Genomic DNA, 16,403 nt, shown 5'->3' on the forward strand with positions numbered 1-16,403 from the left:
TCGCTTTTCTTTCGCAGCCGGGTTGGCGTTGCCAACTCGCTGACCATCCGGCGTCATCCGCCGTGCTGGTGAGGGCGCATTATAGGGAGGCGCGCAGGGATGACAAGGCTTTTTTTGAAGAAAATCACGAAAACTTCAAAACAATCAGTTAGAAACAGAATACTAAGTGTATATATACAGAGTTATCCACATTTGTGGCTCTGGCGCCCCTTTTATATAGGGCAGATCTTGCCAATATCCCTTTTTACCCCTTGGCAAGTGGCTTAGTACTGCAAAGCTGGTTACCATGAAGGTGAACAAAGTGTTGCGTTTTCATTGATTTCATTCATATAAGGGCAGAACCCCATGAGATTGTCCGATTACCCCCTGCTGCTGCAGGCTGCCATCTGCGCACTCATCCTCGCTCTGGTTGGCTATCTGGTCGCCCAGGCCCTTCACTTCCAACTCGAGGCTGAGGTCATCTTTGCACTTGGACTGGCCGTCGGTGGCTTTATCGTTCCCCTGCTGCTGCAGCGTAAGCGGACCCACAGTGCCGAAGCGTCCACCTCCCCGACCGGTGAGACTCGCACCCTCTATGTTGGCAACCTCCCCTATCGGGCCAATGAGGCAGCCGTACGCGAGCTTTTTGCCCTACACGGTCAGGTGATCTCTGTGCGTCTGATGAAAGACAAGGTGACCGGCAAGCGTCGTGGCTTTGGCTTCGTCGAGATGCCGGTAGCCGATGCCGAACGGGCCGTGACCGCGCTTAACGATCAGGAGTACCAGCAGCGCACTCTGAAGGTGCGCGAGGCCAATGAGAAGAAGGAAGGGGAAGAGATGGGTAGCTGAGCCCCCTCTATATCTCTTGCAATGTCGAAAGCCCCCAAGCCATCAAGGGGGCTTTTAATTTGGCCGCATCCTCATCCAGGCGGGTGCAGAAGGCGGCACCCAGGCCTGCTTCTTCCCCCCCCTCGCCCAACAGATGAGCCACCCGGCGAGCCACTGCCTCACCAGAATCCACCAGCACCACATCCGGCATCAGAGTGGCTATCTCTTCCCCAAGCAGGGGGAAGTGGGTGCAACCGAGCACTATGGTATCCGGCCCACCCTCACACCAGGGAGCCATCACGTCGCGCAGCTGCACCATATCCACCGGGGTGCCCGACAGTTTCTGCTCGGCCATCACGACCAGATCGGTACTCCCCATCAGCAAGACACGCTTACCGGGTGCAAACTGGGCGATGAGTTGATGAGTGTAATCACGGGTGACCGTGCCGGGGGTTGCCAGCAGACCAATACAACCGCTGCGAGTCAGGGCGGCCGCCGGTTTGATGGCAGGCACCACCCCTACTACCGGGATGGCGAGCCGGGCACGCAACTCGGGCAGAACGACGGTGCTGGCGGTATTGCAGGCGATCACCACCAGGTCGATGGCATGGCGGCCAACCATGGTCGCCACCGTCTTGGTGCAGGTGTCGATAAGCGCCAGCTCGCTCAGCTCACCATAGGGGAAGTGGGCATTGTCGAAACAGTAGAAGTAGTGATGGGCCGGCAGCAGGCGACGGATCTCGCGATAGATGGTCAAGCCACCCATGCCGGAGTCAAAAACGAGAATATTGGCCACCTGGCTCCCCCTTTGGTGCAGGTTGGCGATCATACTCCTCCCCCTTGGGATTGGAAAAGCCCTCCCTCTATAAAGCAGAGCCCCGCAGGGCGGGGCTCGTAACGATTAGAGGCGATAGTCGACCGTCACATAGTAGGTACGGCCATCAGCCGGATAACCCGGTGTCGTCTCGTACTGCTTGTCGAAGAGATTGCTGACTCGTCCTGCCACCTTCCAGGACGGGGCGGGGCGGTAGCCCAACGCCAGATCCCACTGGCTATAGCCACCCATCAGCTGGGTATTGGCCGGATCGGCGTAACGCTCACCCTGATAGAGCCAGGTGATGGATCCATCAAACTGCTCCCACTCTCCCTGTACTACCCACTTGGCATTTTTCCGGGCAATACGCTGCAACTCTTTGTCGCTCTGGCGATCCTTGGGATCCTTGTACTCGAGGGAGAGACGATGGCTCAACCAGCCCGTATCAAACTCCCCCTCCAGCTCGGCACCGTCGATGCGTGCCCGCCCCACGTTTTGAGGCGTCCAGAGTCCGCCACTGCCGGGAGCCCACTGGATCATCTGCTCAAAATCGTTGCGATAACCGGTCAGGCGCCAACTAACGTCAGCCAGCACACCGTCCAGCATCAACTCACTGCTCTTGGACTCTTCCGGCTTCAGCGTGGGATTGCCCGAGCCGGGATAGTAGAGATCATTGAAGGTGGGGGCCCTGAAGCCCGTGCCATGCCGGGCACTGAGTCGATAACCGTCGATAAAGCGCCAGCCGGCACCGGCCTGCCAGGTATTGTGGCGACCAAATTGCTCGTTATCGTCGCTGCGACCGCTCAACTCACCCTGCCAGGTGCCATCGTCATACTGGGCCAGGCCGTAGAGGCCCGTGTTATCGCGCTGATGGGCGGCCTCCGGGTAGGGACTGCCTGAGGAGCGCGAACGCATATCCAGCTCATCCCGCTGCCAGTCGGCTCCGGCCCCCAGGGTCCAGGCATCATTCAGCCTGATGTTGTTGACCCAGTTGAGATTGTATTGCCGGGTATAGGTGCGGTTGTTGGCCTGGTCCCGTCCACTGTCATCAGGATAGTCATAGGCATCCTGGCGGGAGAAGGTACCGCGCAGCTCGCTCAGATAACGATCATCGTGATAACGGGAGCCCACCTGATAGCTCTGGTTTTCGGTCCAGGTTTCGTTGCGTTGGTGCTGGCCCGCCCCCCAGGAAGAGGCGCCATAGGAGTTGTCATACTGCGCCTGATTGCGGAACCAGCGCGCCGTACCAAACAGATCCCAACGCTCACCGAGCCCCTGCTGATAGTCGAGCAGGGCGTTGTAGCCCCGATGACCATGACGATCGCCGTCGTTGACCCCCGGCAGAGGGTGGACGTTGTACCCCTCTTCATCGTCAAAGCCGCCCGCCACCTTGAGCTGGCCCGCCTCTCCAATCTGGTTGGCACTGCTAAAAGAGGCCTGGCGCTGCCGATGAGAACCTGCCCCCAGATTGAACTGATGCGCCGTGGTGCCCGGCTCGGGGCGGGTGATGATATTGATGACCCCACCGATGGCATCGGAACCATAGATGGTCGCGCGAGCGCCACGCACATACTCGATACGCTCAACCTGATTGAGGGGAAGGTTGTTGAGTTCGGTGACCCCGGCCGTCAGGGACGCGCTGCGCGCACCGTCTACCAGCACCAGGGTCTGGGAGGCCGTCCCCCCACGCACCCGGGCCGTGCTGAGCTGACCTCGTCCCCCGGTCGCGATCACCTCGACCCCGGGAAGCGTCTTGATCACATCGCTCACCGTCTGGGCCTGGAGCCTGTCTATCTCGTCACGGGAGATCACATTGACCGGCGCCAACACGGTCGAGGCGGGCTGTTCGATACGGTTGGCGGTGACGACCATCACCTCGTTGCTCTGTACCGGCGTCTGGGCGAGCACGGCCGTCGGCAGCAAGGCGGCCGCCATGAATAACTTGGACATAACAGATCCTTAAGTTCGCGTAAGCATCCATCTCTCGGCAGCAAATGGGCGGCCGGGAAATACGAACTCTGGCAGGTCTTCGGGCTCGGGGGCATCAGGCCTAGGCGACGGCTTCCCACCCCATGGCAGTGCCCGTTGTCGCGTCGTTCCCCCTTACCGCTGCGCGTCAGCTCCGGATTTTCACCGGATTCCCTATTAAGCATGATGCGCCAAAGTGGCCGGATTATAGGGCAGGGAGAGACAAGAAGTATAGCAGTCCAGACATCTATTCCTGTGGGTCATGGGCGAACAGGCGCGACCGGGCAGCCCCCATGACCGCCTCGACACCGTCATGAGAGAGGTACCGCTCGGCAGTCACCAGATAATAGGAGAGGGGCAGATCGTCCAGGGTGGCGAGCCAGGTCACCCCATAGAGCCGCTCTATCTCCTGGCGCATGGCCAAGGGCGCCGGGAAGAGCCCCTTGCCCGCCTTGCCAAAAGACTTCATCAGGGTCGAATCATCAAACTGACCGACGATATGGGGGTGTAGCCCCCGCTCTCCATACCAATCGAGGAGCCGATCGTGAATGGCCGACTTCTCGCCGGGGAGCAGCAGGGGGGCACCGTCGAGGGCAGCGGGAAAGTCGGGCCCCACCACATCGACCAGTGCCGAAGCGGCAAACAGGGCGAGCGGGGTGTGGCCAAGGGCATGTTCGTAACAACGCACCCCGCAGTCGACGGGAAGGGGGCGGTCGATCAGCACCATATCCAGCCTGTGGTGACCCAGCTCGCCGAGCAGATGTTCCACCCTCTCTTCGTGGCAGATCAGTCGATAGGGGGTCGCCAGCTCCATCGCCGGCGCCAGCAGCTCATAAGCCAGGGAGCGTGGGACAGAATCGGCGATCCCCACCGTCATTACCCGCTCCCGGGCGGCATGGCGCAGGGTGTGTTCCAGCTCGGCCCCCAAACTGAAGATGGCACCCGCCTGCTGCTGGGCACGGCGGCCGGCACTGGTCAGCTCCAGCCTTCTTCCCACCCGGTTGAACAGCGCCACCCCGAGGGACTGCTCCAGCTCTGCGACCTGACCGCTGATGGTCTGAGGGGTGAGATGCAACTGCTCGGCGGCCCGGGTGACGCTGCCGCTGCGTGCCACATGCCAGAAGTAGTAGAGCTGTTTGTAGTTGAGCATCCCGGGCCTTATCAGTTTTTACCGAACAACTATCAACAATAATCTGATTTAATCGATGAATCATCCTCTCTAGCATTTCCGTGATCTGAATCACTCAAGAGGCCAACCATGTTGGATGTCGTCGTACTCTTCTTCCTGTTTGGCTTGCTGGCGGGGCTGGTCCGCTCCGAGCTCAAGCTGCCACCTGCACTCTATGAGACCCTTTCACTCTTCCTGCTGCTGGCCATCGGCCTCAAGGGGGGAGTCGGTCTCTCCCAGCAGGCACTGCTTCCCCTGCTGCCCCAGTTGTTGCTGGTGATCGGGCTTGGCGTGGTGCAGACCCTGATCGGCTTCGCCATCCTGCGCCTGCGCATGAGCCGAGTCGATGCAGCCGCTACCGCGGCCCACTACGGCTCGGTGAGCGTGGCCACCTTCGCCGTCGGGGTGAACTGGCTGACCGAGCGCGGCATAGTGTTCGAATCCCAGCTCTCCATCTTCCTGGCCGTGATGGAGATCCCCGCCATCCTGGTCGGTATCGTGCTGGCCCGCGGCATCAGTCGCCAGACCCGCTGGCGCGTGCTGGCCCACGAGACCTTCCTCGGCAAGGGGGTCACCCTGTTGCTCGGCGGTATGGCCATCGGTTATCTGGCAGGTCCCGAGGGGGTTGCCCCTCTCAAGCCCCTGTTCGTGGATCTCTTCAAGGGAGCGCTGGCCCTCTTCCTGCTCGAGATGGGGCTCATCGTCGCCCGCCAGTGTCAGGACCTGCGCCGCCATGGCCTCTTCCTGTTGGGGTTCGCCCTGCTGATGCCCCTCGCCTCTGCGGGCCTCGGACTGTTTACCGGCCAACTGATGGGACTCTCCCTTGGCGGCCTGACCCTGCTTGCCACCCTGGCGGCCAGCGCCTCCTATATTGCAGTGCCCGCCACCATGCGTATCGCCCTGCCAGAGGCCAATCCCGGCCTCTCTTTAAGCGCCGTGCTCGGCGTCAGCTTTCCCTTTAACATCATGCTGGGCATTCCCCTCTATCATGAGTGGGCCCGCCATTTCGTGGAGTAGTCCCCATGCAGACCGAACAACGCACCCTGCTCACCGTCGTCACGGAAGCCAATCTCGAACCCACCCTGCTGCGCACCCTGACCCGCGAGGGGCTGCGCGGCTACACCATCACGGATGCCCGTGGCCGCGGCGATCACGGGGAGCGCAATGCGAGCTGGAGCGAGAGCGGCAACATCCGCCTCGAGGCCATCTGCAACCGGGAGCTGGCACTGCACCTGCTCGCCCACCTGCAGGAACGTTACTACCCCCACTACGCCATGGTCGCCTTCCTGCAGACGGTGGAGATAGTGCGTCCCGAGAAATTTTGAGCCGGCTTTGCCGGCTTTTTTGATACCATAGGGCAAACGTTTTAGTGCAGCTTGTGTCGAGGAGATGATGATGACTCAGCCCCCCCTGATCGGCCTTGTGATGGGCTCGGATTCCGACTGGCCAGTGATGCAGGCGGCCGCCCGCATCCTCAAGGAGCATGGGGTTCCCTACGAGGCGCGCGTGGTCTCTGCCCACCGCACCCCGGATCTGCTGTTCGAATACGCCGCCAGCGCCCGTGAGCGCGGCCTGCGCGCCATCATCGCCGGCGCCGGCGGTGCCGCCCACCTGCCGGGCATGCTGGCCGCCAAGACCACGGTCCCGGTGCTGGGTGTACCGATCCCGACCCGCCAGCTCAAGGGAATGGACTCTCTGCTCTCCATCGTGCAGATGCCCAAAGGGGTACCGGTTGCAACCTTCGCCATCGGCGAGGCGGGAGCCGCCAATGCCGGTCTGTTCGCCGTCTCCCTGCTCTCGGTCGCCCAGGATGGCGACGCCCCGCGCTACCAGCAGCAGCTCGAGGATTTTCGCGCCAGGGAGCGCGACCGGGTACTGGCCCTGGAGCTGGAGGAGCCGGCATGATACTGCCCCCCGCCACCCTGGGCATGCTCGGTGGCGGCCAGCTCGGCCGCTACTTCGTGATGTCTGCCCATCGCCTCGGCTATAAGGTGATCGTGCTGGATCCGGATCCCGCCAGCATCGCCGGTGCCGCCGCCGACGAGCAGATCGTGGCCGCCTATGACGATGCCGAGGCGCTGAAGGATCTGGCCCGACGCTGCGTGGCCGTTACCTGTGAATTCGAGAACGTTCCCGCCGCCTCCCTGGCCCTGCTGGAGCAGCGCATCCCGGTGCGACCGGCCGCGAGCGCGGTGCGCGTCTGCCAGGATCGCCGCGAGGAGAAAGCCTTCCTGGCCCGCGCCGGGGTTCCCGTTGCGCCGAACCTGACCCTGCTGCCGGGCGAGCCGCTGCCCGCCCTGCCGGACGACCTCTTCCCCGCCATCCTCAAGACCGCCCGCGAGGGGTACGACGGCAAGGGGCAGTGGACTCTTCACCAGGCCAGCGACGTGCCGGCGGCCCTGGCCACCAGCGGCGTGCCCTGCGTGCTGGAGAAACGCCTGCCACTGGAGGGGGAATTTGCCCTGACCCTGGCGCGCAGCCCGAGCGGCGCCATCAGCGCCCTGCCCCTGGTACAGAACTGGCACAGCGGCGGCATCCTGGATCAGACCCGCTCCCCGGCCAACGAACCGGCCCTGGAGGCCGAGGCCCAGCGCATCGCCGAGCACATCATCGCCGCCCTCGACTACGTCGGTGTGCTGACGGTGGAGTTCTTCCTGGTCGGCGGCCAGCTGCTGGTCAACGAGATGGCACCGCGCCCCCACAACTCGGGACACCCCAGCATCGACAACGCCGGTTGCAGCCAGTTCGAGCTGCAGGTGCGCGCCCTGTGCGACCTGCCCCTGCCGGCCCGGGCCGAGGTGCAGCCCGCCATCCTGCTCAACCTGCTCGGGGATCTGTGGCAAGAGGGTACGCCGGACTGGGCCGGTGCACTGGCCCTGCCCGGGGTGCACCTGCACCTCTATGGCAAGGGCGAAGCCCGCCCCGGCCGCAAGATGGGCCACGTCACCGTCACCGGTGGCGACTGGCCAAGGGTCGAGTCGACCGCACGCCGGCTGCGCGCCCTGTTGGGACTGCCACCGCGCTAAGGCGCGCCTCCCGTCACAATAAAAAGACCCGGGCCAAGGCCCGGGTCTTTGTAATGGCATCGTCTTAGATCTCGACGGGGCGTGGCGCCGGATGTCGAATGGTCAGGGAGCAGACCAGCGCCACCAGCAGCAACACCAGGATCAGGTTGAAGGTCGCCATAAAACCGCCAAACAGGGACGCCACAATGGAACCTATGATGGAGCCGATGCCGAATCCCAGATAGATGACGCCGTAATTCTTGGTCAGGTTGTTAAGGCCAAAGAAGTCACTCACCAGCGAGGGGTAGACGGTGATGGTGCCGCCGAAGCTGAATGCCACGCAGGCCACGGCCAGGAAGAAGAGGTTGGCGTTGAGCGGCACAAACAGCAGCAGCCCCATCCCCGCCAGGGTGATGATCTGGGCGATGGAGATGACCCGGATACGCGGCATCTTGTCGGAGAGGATGCCCAGTACCAGGCGCCCTCCCAGGTTGGCCATGGCAATAATGGCCACGGCATTGGCGGCCACCACGGCCGGCAGGTTCACCATCTTCTCACCGATATCCTTGGCCACGCCGATGACATAGAGGCCGCTCATGCAAGCGGTGAGGAACATCAGCGCCAGCATCCAGTACTGGGGTTTGCGCATCGCCTCGGCCAGGGTGAAGTCGCGGCCGGCGCTGGCGCTGCCCGCCGCCTGTTGCCGCGGCGCATCGGTCATCAGCATGCCGCCCACCAGTACCAGGGCCATGGCGATCAGCCCCCACAACTGGAAGGTGGCCTCAAGGCCCTGGCTCGAGAGCAGCAGCCCGTTGATGAACTTGAAGCCGAGACTGCCGAGGCCATAGGCACCGATGGCACAGGCGGAGATGAGCCCCTTGCGCTCGGGGAACCATTTGACGCAGTTGGAGAGGGTCATCAGGTAGCCGGTGCCGTCGGCAAAGCCGACCAGGATGCCGGCGCACAGATAGAGCATCGCCAGGTTGCTGGCGTGGGCGGTGAGGAAGAAGCCGAGCCCGAGCAGCAGGCCAGCACCCAGAGTCACCTTGCGGACCCCGAAACGCTCTTGCAACTTGCCAGCCAGGGAGGAGGCCACCGCCAGCGCCAGACTAAGCAGGCCGAAGACGAACGCCACCTGGCTGACCGGCTCGTCGAGCTTGCTGGAGAGCTGGGCGTTAAACAGGCTCCAGGTGTAGACGGAGCCGAGGGCAAACTGGGTAATGATGGTGCCGATCAGGGTCAGCATCCGGGTTTTCTGCAGGTTCATGGGGCTACTCACGGTGACATCTGCCATAGGGGGAGGCGGTTCGCCTCTCTGTATGACGGTCACTGTATGCCCACCGGGCGGTGCGCCGGCCTAAAAAGGCATGAAGTGCAGAACGGGGGGCATGAACTGCAATCAGAGTCCCATCAACTGGCGGAACGCCTTGATGTTGCTGCGGCTGACCGGCACCTCGGACGACAGATCATGGAGCCGGATGAGGTAAGTGCTGTTGAACCAGGGGACTATCTCGCGGATCTTGTGGATGTTGACGCAGTAGGACCGGTGGCAGCGGAAGAAGCCCTCTGCCGGCAGCCGGCTGACAAACTCCGAGAGGTTCATGCTCATCACGAAGCGATCGGTGCGGGTGTAGACATGGGTCAGCTTCTCGTCCGCCTCGGCGTAGTAGATCTCGTCGCACGGGGTCACGATGATGCGCTCCCCTTTCACCAAATTGACGCTCCGGTTGCGCGCCAGCGGTGCCTCCTGCCGGACGGGGCCGCGCCCCCCTTGCACCTGCTGCTCGAGTTTCTGCAGCAGGTGGATGAGGCGGGTCTCGTTATAGGGTTTGAGCAGGTAATCGAAGGCCTCCAGCTCGAACGCCTCCACCGCAAACTCCTTGTGGGCGGTGACGAACACGACCTCGGGGGGACGGGACGACTTGCGCAGATTCCTGGCCAGCATCATGCCGTCGATGGCAGGGATCTGGATATCGAGAAAGACGAGATCGACCTCGTGATCCTGCAGATACTTGAACGCCTCCAGACCATCTTCGAAGCTGGCCACTATCTCGATGGCGCTGTGCCGGCCAATCAGGTAGGCCAGCTCCTCCCGGGCCAGGTACTCGTCTTCGACTATGATGGCGGTCAGCATGGTTGCACCTCGGGATCGGGCAGATAGAAACAGACTTCGGTTCCGGGATCGAGCCGGCGCAGTTGCAATCCCTCTCCGTAGAGCAGGGTCAGCCGCTGGTGCACATTGGTGAGACCTATGCTGCCACTGATGACGGTGCCGGCGGCCAGGTTGTCGATCACCTCCTGGCTGATGCCATAACCGGTGTCGCGCACCGCCACCCGCACCCCACCCGCCAACTGGCGCACCTCTATGGTCACCTTGCCCGGAGCGCTGCGCGGCTGAATGCCGTGCAAGATGGCATTCTCCACCAGGGGTTGCAGCAGCAGGCTCGGCAGCTTGATGGTGACGTCGTCGAGATCAAACACCACCGTCAGCTTGTCGCCGAAGCGCGCCTGCTCGATGGCCACATAGTCGCGCACCTGTTGCAGCTCATCATTGAGGTCGATCAGTTCGTCGCCACGGGAGAGGTTGTAGCGCAGGTAGTCGGCCAGGTTGGCGATGAGCTGGCGAGCCTTGTGCGGATCGATGCGGATCAGCGAGGAGATGGCATTGAGGGCGTTGAACAGGAAGTGAGGGTTGATCTTGCTCTGCAAAGCGCTGAACTCGGCCTTGCGGGTCGCCTCCTGCAGTTGCTCGATGCGCGACACCTCCATCTGGGTCGAGATGAGCTGGGAGAGACCGACCGCCATCTCGCGCAGCGAGCTGGTGATGCTGTGGGTGCACCGATAGTACACCTTGAGGGTGCCGGTCACCGCCCCCTTCTCTCGCAAGGGAATGATGATGGCCGAGTGGAAATTGGCCAGGTGGTACTGGCGCAAATCGTTGTTAATGATGATCTGGCCGAGCACCACGGCACGTCGGGTCATGGCGCTGATGGCGTGGTGATCGTCGAGCTCGTAGTACTCCTTGCCGGCACCGGCATAGGCCAGTACATCGCGGGTGTCGGTGATGGCCACCGCATCGGCATCGATCTCGCTGCGGATGATCTCGCACACCTGCTCCAGGGCGTGACGATCGGGGTCGTGAAAGAAAGGCAGGGTCTTGTTGGCCACCTCCAGCGCCAGCTTGGCTTGCTTGGCGGCGATGAGTTCCTTCTCGTCGTCGAGATCCTGCACCAGCCGGATGATGAGCCCGATGCAGACGGTGCCGAGGATCATCGGCAGGGCGATGTTGCGCACTATGCCGATGCCGATCGCATGAGGCTCGGTGAGCAGCCAGATGAGCAACATGGTGAGCCCCTCACACACCATGCCGGCCAGGATGCCGTAGAGCCACAGGCGCGACTTGCGCACCCGGTAGTGGATCAGGGTCGCCAGCAGGCCCGCCGAGACACTGCTCAGCAGACAGGGGAGCGAGGTGTAGCCGTCGATGTCGATGAGGTAGCGGTGCAGCCCCGACACCACGCCGGCGGGAATGCCGACCCAGGGACCGAATAGTATGCCCCCCGCCAACACGGCGATGATACGCACATTGATGAGCGCTCCCTCCACCGGGATGCCTGTGTAGGTGCTCAGCACCGCGAAGGCGCAAAACAGGACCGAAACCAACGCCAACTCGGCGGGGGAGTGATCCTGCTTCTGAAACAGGTGCTGGAACGGCCAGACCCGGGTCAGGAAGAAGAGGGTCATCAGCATCAGGGCGGCGCGCTCAAACACCGCCAGCAACATCATCAGATCGCCGCTCACCTTCCCCTCCTTAGCAGAACTGGCCGGCGACCCACCCCGAGGCCCAGGCCCACTGGAAGTTGTAGCCGCCGAGCCAGCCGGTCACATCCACCACCTCGCCGACGAAGTAGAGACCCGGCACCTTGCGCGCCTCCATGGTCTTGGAGGAGAGCTCGTCGGTATCGACCCCGCCCAGGGTCACCTCGGCGGTGCGATAGCCCTCGGTACCGTTGGGACGCACCGTCCAGCGGCCGAGCAGTTCGGCCACGGCGGCCAGCTCGGGGCCGTTGTACTGACGCAGGGGCTTATTGGTCAGCTGGCCCAGCTCGACCAGCTTCTCGACGAAGCGCTTGGGCAGCTCGCGCCCCAGTACCGTCTTGAGCTCCTGGGCCGGGTTGGCCCTGACCCACTCCTGCAGGGTGGCGGCGATGTCGCGTCCCGGCAGCAGGTTGATGGAGAGCGCCTGTCCCGGCAGCCAGAACGAGGAGATCTGCAACATGGCCGGGCCGGAGAGGCCACGGTGGGTGATCAGCATGGCCTCGCGAAAACAAGTGCCATCCTCGGCGCTCACCTCGACCTCCAGACTGACCCCGGAGAGATCGGCGAACGCCTCCTTGTCGGCCTGGTGCAGGGTGAAGGGGACCAGACCGGCGCGGGTCGGCAGCACGGTCAGACCGAACTGCTCCGCCAGCCTGTAGCCAAACGGGGTGGCACCGAGCTTGGGCATGGAGAGGCCACCGGTGGCCACCACCAGGGAGGCACAACGCACCTCCCCCTGGCTGGTCTCGAGACGAAAGCCTTCCGACTCCTTGTGCACCGCCAGTATCTCGGTGTGGGTCTGCAGGGTCACCCCGGCCCAGTCGCACTCGGTGAGCAGCAGATCGACGATCTCTTTGGCGCTCTCGTCGCAAAACAGCTGCCCGAGGGTCTTTTCGTGGTAGTTGACCCCGTGGCGATCGGCGAGGTCGATGAAATCCTGGGCGGTGAAACGCGCCAGGGCCGACTTGCAGAAGTGGGGATTGTCGCAGAGATAGGCCTGGTGATTGGCCTGCACATTGGTAAAGTTGCAGCGCCCGCCCCCGCTGATGAGGATCTTGCGCCCCGGCTTCTTGGCGTTGTCGAGTAGCAGCACCTGTCGGCCCCGATAGCCCGCCTGGGCCGCACACATCAGCCCCGAGGCTCCCGCCCCGATCACCACCACATCCACCTGCTTCATCATCGTTCACCCATCAAAAGAAAGTCGTCCCGCCGGCGCCCATAAAAAAACGGCCCGCGAGGGGGCCGTTATTGTACTGGCTGGACGAGAAGTGTCCACGCCTCAGGCGCTGGCGGCATCCATGATGCTGGCCGGAGCACCGCCCTTGGCCAGTTCGGCCAGCTCCTTGTCGATGAAGTAGAGCCCCTTGCCATCTTCCCCCACCAGGTTGAGGCGGTCGACGATGCTCTTGAACAGCTTCTCTTCTTCATGCTGCTCGGCCACGTACCACTGCAGGAAGTGGAAGGTGGAGTAGTCCTGGGTGGTGAAAGCCACATGAGCCAGACCGTTGATGCACTTGGTGATGTGGAACTCGTGCTCCAGGGTGGCACGGAACACGGCGCCGAGGGAGTCAAACTCGTGGGGCGGCGCCTCGATGGCACCCAGCTTGGGCATGGCACCGGTCTCGCTCACATAGGTAAACAGGCGCTCCATGTGCTGGCGCTCCTCGACCGCATGCTGGCGCAGGAAGGTGGCGGCCCCCTCGAAGCCCTTGTCCTCGCACCAGGCACTCATCTGCAGGTAGAGGTTGGAGGAGTAGAACTCCAGGTTAATCTGCTCGTTCAGTTTGTCGATCATGGCTTGGGCCAGCATGGCGCTCTCTCCGCTTGTGATGTGTTGCCGATTGTTTCCCAACGGTGGGGTGGGATCAAGTCATCTTGCCCATCAGGGGTGCAGGGCCAACAGGAATGACGGCTCCAGCGGCGCCTGATAGTCCACCCCCGCCAGGCCAAAGCCATTGAGGGCGAGGAAGTCGTGCCGCAGCCCGGTAAAGTCTCCCAGAGTGCGGAAGTTCTCCGGCGTCACCCGTGCCCAGAGAGCAGCCACCGCCGCCTGAGTCTGGGGATCCAGCTCCCGGTCGTCCATCCGGATCAGGCGGTGACCGTCGGCCAGCACCCCTCGGCCACCGTACATCTTGTCGCCGAAGAGGCGCATCATCTGCTCGATGCACCCCTCGTGGGTGCCGCGCTCCTTCATCACCTGCATCAGCACGGCGAGATAGACGGGAAGCACCGGAATAAAGGCACTCGCCTTGGTCACCAGCGCCTTGCACACCGCCACCCAGGCGTGACCACCCATCCCCGCCAGCTGCAGGTTGATCGCCTCGGCGCTGGCGTGCAGATGCTCCTTGGCATAGCCGATGGTGCCGTCCCGATAGAGGGGGTAGGTGGATTCGGGCCCTATATAGGAGTAGGCCACCGTCTGGGCACCGTGTGCGAGACAACCCGCCTCGGCCAGGGCCTGCATCCAGATCTGCCAATCCTCTCCCCCCATCACGCTCACGGTGTCTCGGATCTCCTGTTCGCTGGCGGGCTCCAGACTCTGGGGGATCAGGGCATCGTGCTCCAGGTCATAGCCCAGACCGCTGAAGGGACTGCCCGTGCTCTTGAGCACGGAACGCACCTGGCTGCCGTCAGGCAGCATGCGCAGCCCGCTCGCCAGGGAGTAGACCACCAGATCCACCTGACCGAGCCGCTCGCGGATCGCCGTGACAGCCTGCTGGCGCAGGGTATCGGAGAAGGCGTCGCCGATCAGATTCAGGGCCACCCGCCCCTCCCCTTCGGCCGCCTCGCGAAACCAGATGTTGTTGTACCAGCCGGCACTGCCGAGCCCCTTCTCGGAGGGACCCCGCTCGAGGGAGATGCCGATGGTGTCGGCGCCGGCCCCGAAGGTCAGCGCGATGCGAGAGGCGAGGCCAAACCCGGAGGAGGCACCGATCACCAGCACCCGTTTCGGCCCCGCGAAGGTACCGGCGGCGCGAACGCGTTCGATCTGCTCGTGCACGGCGGCGCGACAGCCCAGGGGGTGACAGTTGCGGGCCACACAGCCCTGAATGTGGGGTTGAATGATCATCTCGGCCTCCTCTGGCGTGGAGCCCACAGCATAACCGAGCGAGACGGACAGGCCATGACCTGCCGCAGGAAAAACAAAAGGGAGCGAATGCTCCCTAAAGCGGTATTCAGATGCTTTTATTGTTTGGTGTCCATTGCGGAGCACAGAGGCATGGTATGCCCGCCCCGATCCGACCACAAGAGGCCACTGTGACCAAGGTCAAAAAGCTGCTCAAAATTTCCACACCCCGTGCCGGACCGGAATTGGCCATGGTCATGACGGCTTAACAGGCGCACAATAGGGTCAAGTTTCATAAGAGACTGCTTTGCAGCAATCAGGGAGTTAGCCATGAGTGGAACCTATTACAAGCACGTACTCGCCGCCATCGACCTCTCCGAGGACAATCGCAAGGTGATCGAGAAGGCCGTGGATCGGGCCCGCTCCAACGGGGCCAAGCTGTCGGTCATCTATGTGGACGTGGATCTCAAGGATCTCTACACCGAGATGATCGATATCGACATCGACAACGTGCAGGATCAGGTGATTGCCGAGGCCAAGGAGAAGCTGGAGTCCTTCCTCGCTCCCGTCGACTTCCCCATCGAGAAGAAGCTGGTGATCTGCGGCGATCTCAGCGAGCGGGTCAACCAGGCGGTGCGCGACTATCAGGTCGACCTGCTGGTGTGTGGCCATCGCCAGAGCTTCTGGAGCCTGCTTACCTCGAGTGCGCGCCAGCTGATGAACACGGTACCGTGCGATCTGCTGGTGGTACCGCTGCAGAAATAGTCCCGGGTAACCAGGGGGGCATGGCCCCCCTTCCCCTTCACTCAGCGACCCGGCCCCGTGGGACGCAGCTGTGAGAAGCGCTCGCGCACCAGGGTATGCAGCAGCGTCTTGAACCAGTTGATGGCGCTGTCATGGGTCGTGAGACGGTGGCCGGCCATCAGGTAGGTGATGGGGATGGCCGGCTCGAGCGGGTGCATTCGCAAGGGGTAGTAACGGCAGAAGTGTCGCCCTATCATCTCGGGCACCACCACCAGATAACGGCCGGTCGCCATCAGCTGGGGCACCGCCATAAAGCTTGGCACCCTGACCCCCAGAGCGCGCTCTACCCCCTGATCCGCCAACCAGTGATCCACCATGGCCTGGCTGTGACCCCAGCTGGAGGTGTGGATATGGGGCCGGGTCACCAACTCGACCGGGGTGATCTGCTCTGGCAGGTTGCTCCCGAGCGGCGATAGGCAGACCAGAGGGTCACAAAACCACTCCTCCTGCCACAACCTGGGCGAGAGATGGTTGGCCCCGGCAAATCCGATCACCAGATCCAGCTCCCCCTTCTCCAGCTCACGCTCATAGTCACTGTCGGCCAGCTCGCACATCTCCAGACGACAATGAGGTGCCTGGTGCCACAGGCGCTCCACCACGGCAGGCAGGAGCCCGTGCTCCACCGAGCCGGGCGCCGCGATGCGAAACACCCGATGAGCCGTCTCGGGATCGAACCCCTCGGCCTGACGCAACCCCTGCTCCAGCATGGCCAGCGCACTGCGCACCGGCCCCGCGAGAGCACGGGCCCGCTCTGTGGGCACCATCTCGCGCCGGGTCATGACGAAGAGCGGATCGCCCAGCGCCTGCCTGAGGCGCCCCAGAGAGTGACTGACGGTGGATTGGGAGAGGTGCAGGCGCTCGGCGGCGCGGGTGACGTTGCGCTCCTGCATCAGGATATCGAAGACGGTGAGCAGGTTGAGGTCGAGACGGGTCAGTACAGGTTCCATCGAT

16 protein-coding genes and 1 riboswitch are annotated in these 16,403 nt (G+C 63.0%); of the genes, 6 read left to right on the plus strand and 10 right to left on the minus strand.

Translation table 11 applies throughout. The features are described from left to right. Positions 1-345 precede the first annotated feature (345 nt). Complete coding sequence (locus AB5Y48_RS17400) at positions 346-828, plus strand: RNA recognition motif domain-containing protein (RefSeq protein ID WP_368165282.1); 483 nt, start codon at positions 346-348, stop codon at positions 826-828. A 7-nt stretch (positions 829-835) separates the two neighbouring features. On the opposite strand, the gene murI is transcribed toward AB5Y48_RS17400, so the two are convergent. The 3 genes from murI to AB5Y48_RS17415 form a co-directional block, all read right to left on the minus strand. After that, complete coding sequence (gene murI / locus AB5Y48_RS17405) at positions 836-1,603, minus strand: glutamate racemase (RefSeq protein WP_050666469.1); 768 nt, start codon at positions 1,601-1,603, stop codon at positions 836-838. 105 nt (positions 1,604-1,708) lie between these two features. Then, entirely contained in the window at positions 1,709-3,571 is a 1,863-nt protein-coding gene (locus AB5Y48_RS17410) for a TonB-dependent receptor (RefSeq protein WP_368165284.1), read from the minus strand. A gap of 52 nt (positions 3,572-3,623) precedes the next feature. Beyond that, positions 3,624-3,800, minus strand: a riboswitch (cobalamin riboswitch). A 36-nt stretch (positions 3,801-3,836) separates the two neighbouring features. Continuing rightward, positions 3,837-4,739 carry a LysR family transcriptional regulator gene (locus tag AB5Y48_RS17415; RefSeq protein ID WP_368165286.1) on the minus strand — a complete coding sequence of 301 codons (903 nt, stop codon included), beginning with the start codon at positions 4,737-4,739 and terminating at the stop codon, positions 3,837-3,839. A 108-nt stretch (positions 4,740-4,847) separates the two neighbouring features. Here AB5Y48_RS17415 and AB5Y48_RS17420 point away from each other — a divergent pair, with 108 nt between their 5' ends. The 4 genes from AB5Y48_RS17420 to AB5Y48_RS17435 all read left to right on the plus strand — a co-directional run bounded on the left by AB5Y48_RS17420 (position 4,848) and on the right by AB5Y48_RS17435 (position 7,783). Then, positions 4,848-5,774 carry a sodium-dependent bicarbonate transport family permease gene (locus tag AB5Y48_RS17420; RefSeq protein ID WP_050666457.1) on the plus strand — a complete coding sequence of 309 codons (927 nt, stop codon included), beginning with the start codon at positions 4,848-4,850 and terminating at the stop codon, positions 5,772-5,774. 5 nt (positions 5,775-5,779) lie between these two features. After that, on the plus strand, positions 5,780-6,082 hold the full coding sequence (locus AB5Y48_RS17425; RefSeq protein ID WP_050666456.1) for a hypothetical protein: 303 nt from the start codon (positions 5,780-5,782) through the stop codon (positions 6,080-6,082). Between the two features lie 70 nt (positions 6,083-6,152). Further along, a complete protein-coding gene (gene purE, locus AB5Y48_RS17430) occupies positions 6,153-6,662 on the plus strand; it encodes a 5-(carboxyamino)imidazole ribonucleotide mutase (RefSeq protein ID WP_050666455.1) in 510 nt (169 codons plus the stop codon). Further along, a complete protein-coding gene (locus tag AB5Y48_RS17435; protein WP_050666454.1) occupies positions 6,659-7,783 on the plus strand; it encodes a 5-(carboxyamino)imidazole ribonucleotide synthase in 1,125 nt (374 codons plus the stop codon). The genes purE and AB5Y48_RS17435 overlap by 4 nt, the downstream gene beginning before the upstream one ends. Before the next feature lie 64 nt (positions 7,784-7,847). Here AB5Y48_RS17435 and AB5Y48_RS17440 read toward each other — a convergent pair whose 3' ends face one another. From AB5Y48_RS17440 to fabV, 6 genes are all read right to left on the minus strand, one after another. Beyond that, the gene (locus AB5Y48_RS17440; protein WP_224160387.1) at positions 7,848-9,029 is read right to left on the minus strand and encodes an MFS transporter; all 1,182 of its coding nucleotides are present in this window, start codon (positions 9,027-9,029) and stop codon (positions 7,848-7,850) included. Between the two features lie 132 nt (positions 9,030-9,161). Then, positions 9,162-9,896, minus strand: a complete 735-nt coding sequence (locus AB5Y48_RS17445; protein ID WP_060583571.1) for a LytTR family DNA-binding domain-containing protein — start codon at positions 9,894-9,896, stop codon at positions 9,162-9,164. Further along, on the minus strand, positions 9,890-11,563 hold the full coding sequence (locus AB5Y48_RS17450; RefSeq protein ID WP_168929939.1) for a sensor histidine kinase: 1,674 nt from the start codon (positions 11,561-11,563) through the stop codon (positions 9,890-9,892). The genes AB5Y48_RS17445 and AB5Y48_RS17450 overlap by 7 nt, the downstream gene beginning before the upstream one ends. A gap of 10 nt (positions 11,564-11,573) precedes the next feature. Continuing rightward, positions 11,574-12,758 (minus strand): NAD(P)/FAD-dependent oxidoreductase, encoded by a 1,185-nt coding sequence (locus AB5Y48_RS17455; protein WP_224162475.1) that lies wholly within the window; start codon positions 12,756-12,758, stop codon positions 11,574-11,576. A 102-nt stretch (positions 12,759-12,860) separates the two neighbouring features. Beyond that, positions 12,861-13,391 (minus strand): non-heme ferritin, encoded by a 531-nt coding sequence (gene ftnA / locus AB5Y48_RS17460; protein WP_050666452.1) that lies wholly within the window; start codon positions 13,389-13,391, stop codon positions 12,861-12,863. Between the two features lie 72 nt (positions 13,392-13,463). Continuing rightward, a complete protein-coding gene (fabV, locus tag AB5Y48_RS17465) occupies positions 13,464-14,651 on the minus strand; it encodes an enoyl-ACP reductase FabV (protein WP_368165289.1) in 1,188 nt (395 codons plus the stop codon). 327 nt (positions 14,652-14,978) lie between these two features. On the opposite strand from fabV, the gene AB5Y48_RS17470 reads away from it, so the two are divergent. After that, entirely contained in the window at positions 14,979-15,413 is a 435-nt protein-coding gene (locus AB5Y48_RS17470) for a universal stress protein (protein WP_050666450.1), read from the plus strand. Positions 15,414-15,454: 41 nt separating this feature from the next. Here the strand turns inward: AB5Y48_RS17470 and AB5Y48_RS17475 are convergent, their stop codons facing one another. Continuing rightward, on the minus strand, positions 15,455-16,399 hold the full coding sequence (locus AB5Y48_RS17475) for a LysR family transcriptional regulator (RefSeq protein ID WP_050666449.1): 945 nt from the start codon (positions 16,397-16,399) through the stop codon (positions 15,455-15,457). Positions 16,400-16,403 lie beyond the last annotated feature (4 nt).

The organism is Aeromonas sp. R6-2 (genome assembly GCF_040908155.1).
Lineage (GTDB): Bacteria > Pseudomonadota > Gammaproteobacteria > Enterobacterales > Aeromonadaceae > Aeromonas > Aeromonas schubertii.

Excerpts from the sequence above, each read along its gene's own strand:
- AB5Y48_RS17425 (WP_050666456.1), top strand. The coding sequence starts at position 5,780 with ATGCAGACCGAACAACGCACCCTGCTCACCGTCGTCACGGAAGCCAAT.
- AB5Y48_RS17435 (WP_050666454.1), top strand. The coding sequence starts at position 6,659 with ATGATACTGCCCCCCGCCACCCTGGGCATGCTCGGTGGCGGCCAGCTC.
- AB5Y48_RS17400 (WP_368165282.1), top strand. The coding sequence starts at position 346 with ATGAGATTGTCCGATTACCCCCTGCTGCTGCAGGCTGCCATCTGCGCA.
- ftnA (WP_050666452.1), bottom strand. The coding sequence starts at position 13,391 with ATGCTGGCCCAAGCCATGATCGACAAACTGAACGAGCAGATTAACCTG.
- purE (WP_050666455.1), top strand. The coding sequence starts at position 6,153 with ATGACTCAGCCCCCCCTGATCGGCCTTGTGATGGGCTCGGATTCCGAC.
- AB5Y48_RS17475 (WP_050666449.1), bottom strand. The coding sequence starts at position 16,399 with ATGGAACCTGTACTGACCCGTCTCGACCTCAACCTGCTCACCGTCTTC.
- AB5Y48_RS17470 (WP_050666450.1), top strand. The coding sequence starts at position 14,979 with ATGAGTGGAACCTATTACAAGCACGTACTCGCCGCCATCGACCTCTCC.
- AB5Y48_RS17455 (WP_224162475.1), bottom strand. The coding sequence starts at position 12,758 with ATGAAGCAGGTGGATGTGGTGGTGATCGGGGCGGGAGCCTCGGGGCTG.
- AB5Y48_RS17445 (WP_060583571.1), bottom strand. The coding sequence starts at position 9,896 with ATGCTGACCGCCATCATAGTCGAAGACGAGTACCTGGCCCGGGAGGAG.
- AB5Y48_RS17410 (WP_368165284.1), bottom strand. The coding sequence starts at position 3,571 with ATGTCCAAGTTATTCATGGCGGCCGCCTTGCTGCCGACGGCCGTGCTC.
- fabV (WP_368165289.1), bottom strand. The coding sequence starts at position 14,651 with ATGATCATTCAACCCCACATTCAGGGCTGTGTGGCCCGCAACTGTCAC.
- AB5Y48_RS17420 (WP_050666457.1), top strand. The coding sequence starts at position 4,848 with ATGTTGGATGTCGTCGTACTCTTCTTCCTGTTTGGCTTGCTGGCGGGG.
- AB5Y48_RS17415 (WP_368165286.1), bottom strand. The coding sequence starts at position 4,739 with ATGCTCAACTACAAACAGCTCTACTACTTCTGGCATGTGGCACGCAGC.
- AB5Y48_RS17440 (WP_224160387.1), bottom strand. The coding sequence starts at position 9,029 with ATGAACCTGCAGAAAACCCGGATGCTGACCCTGATCGGCACCATCATT.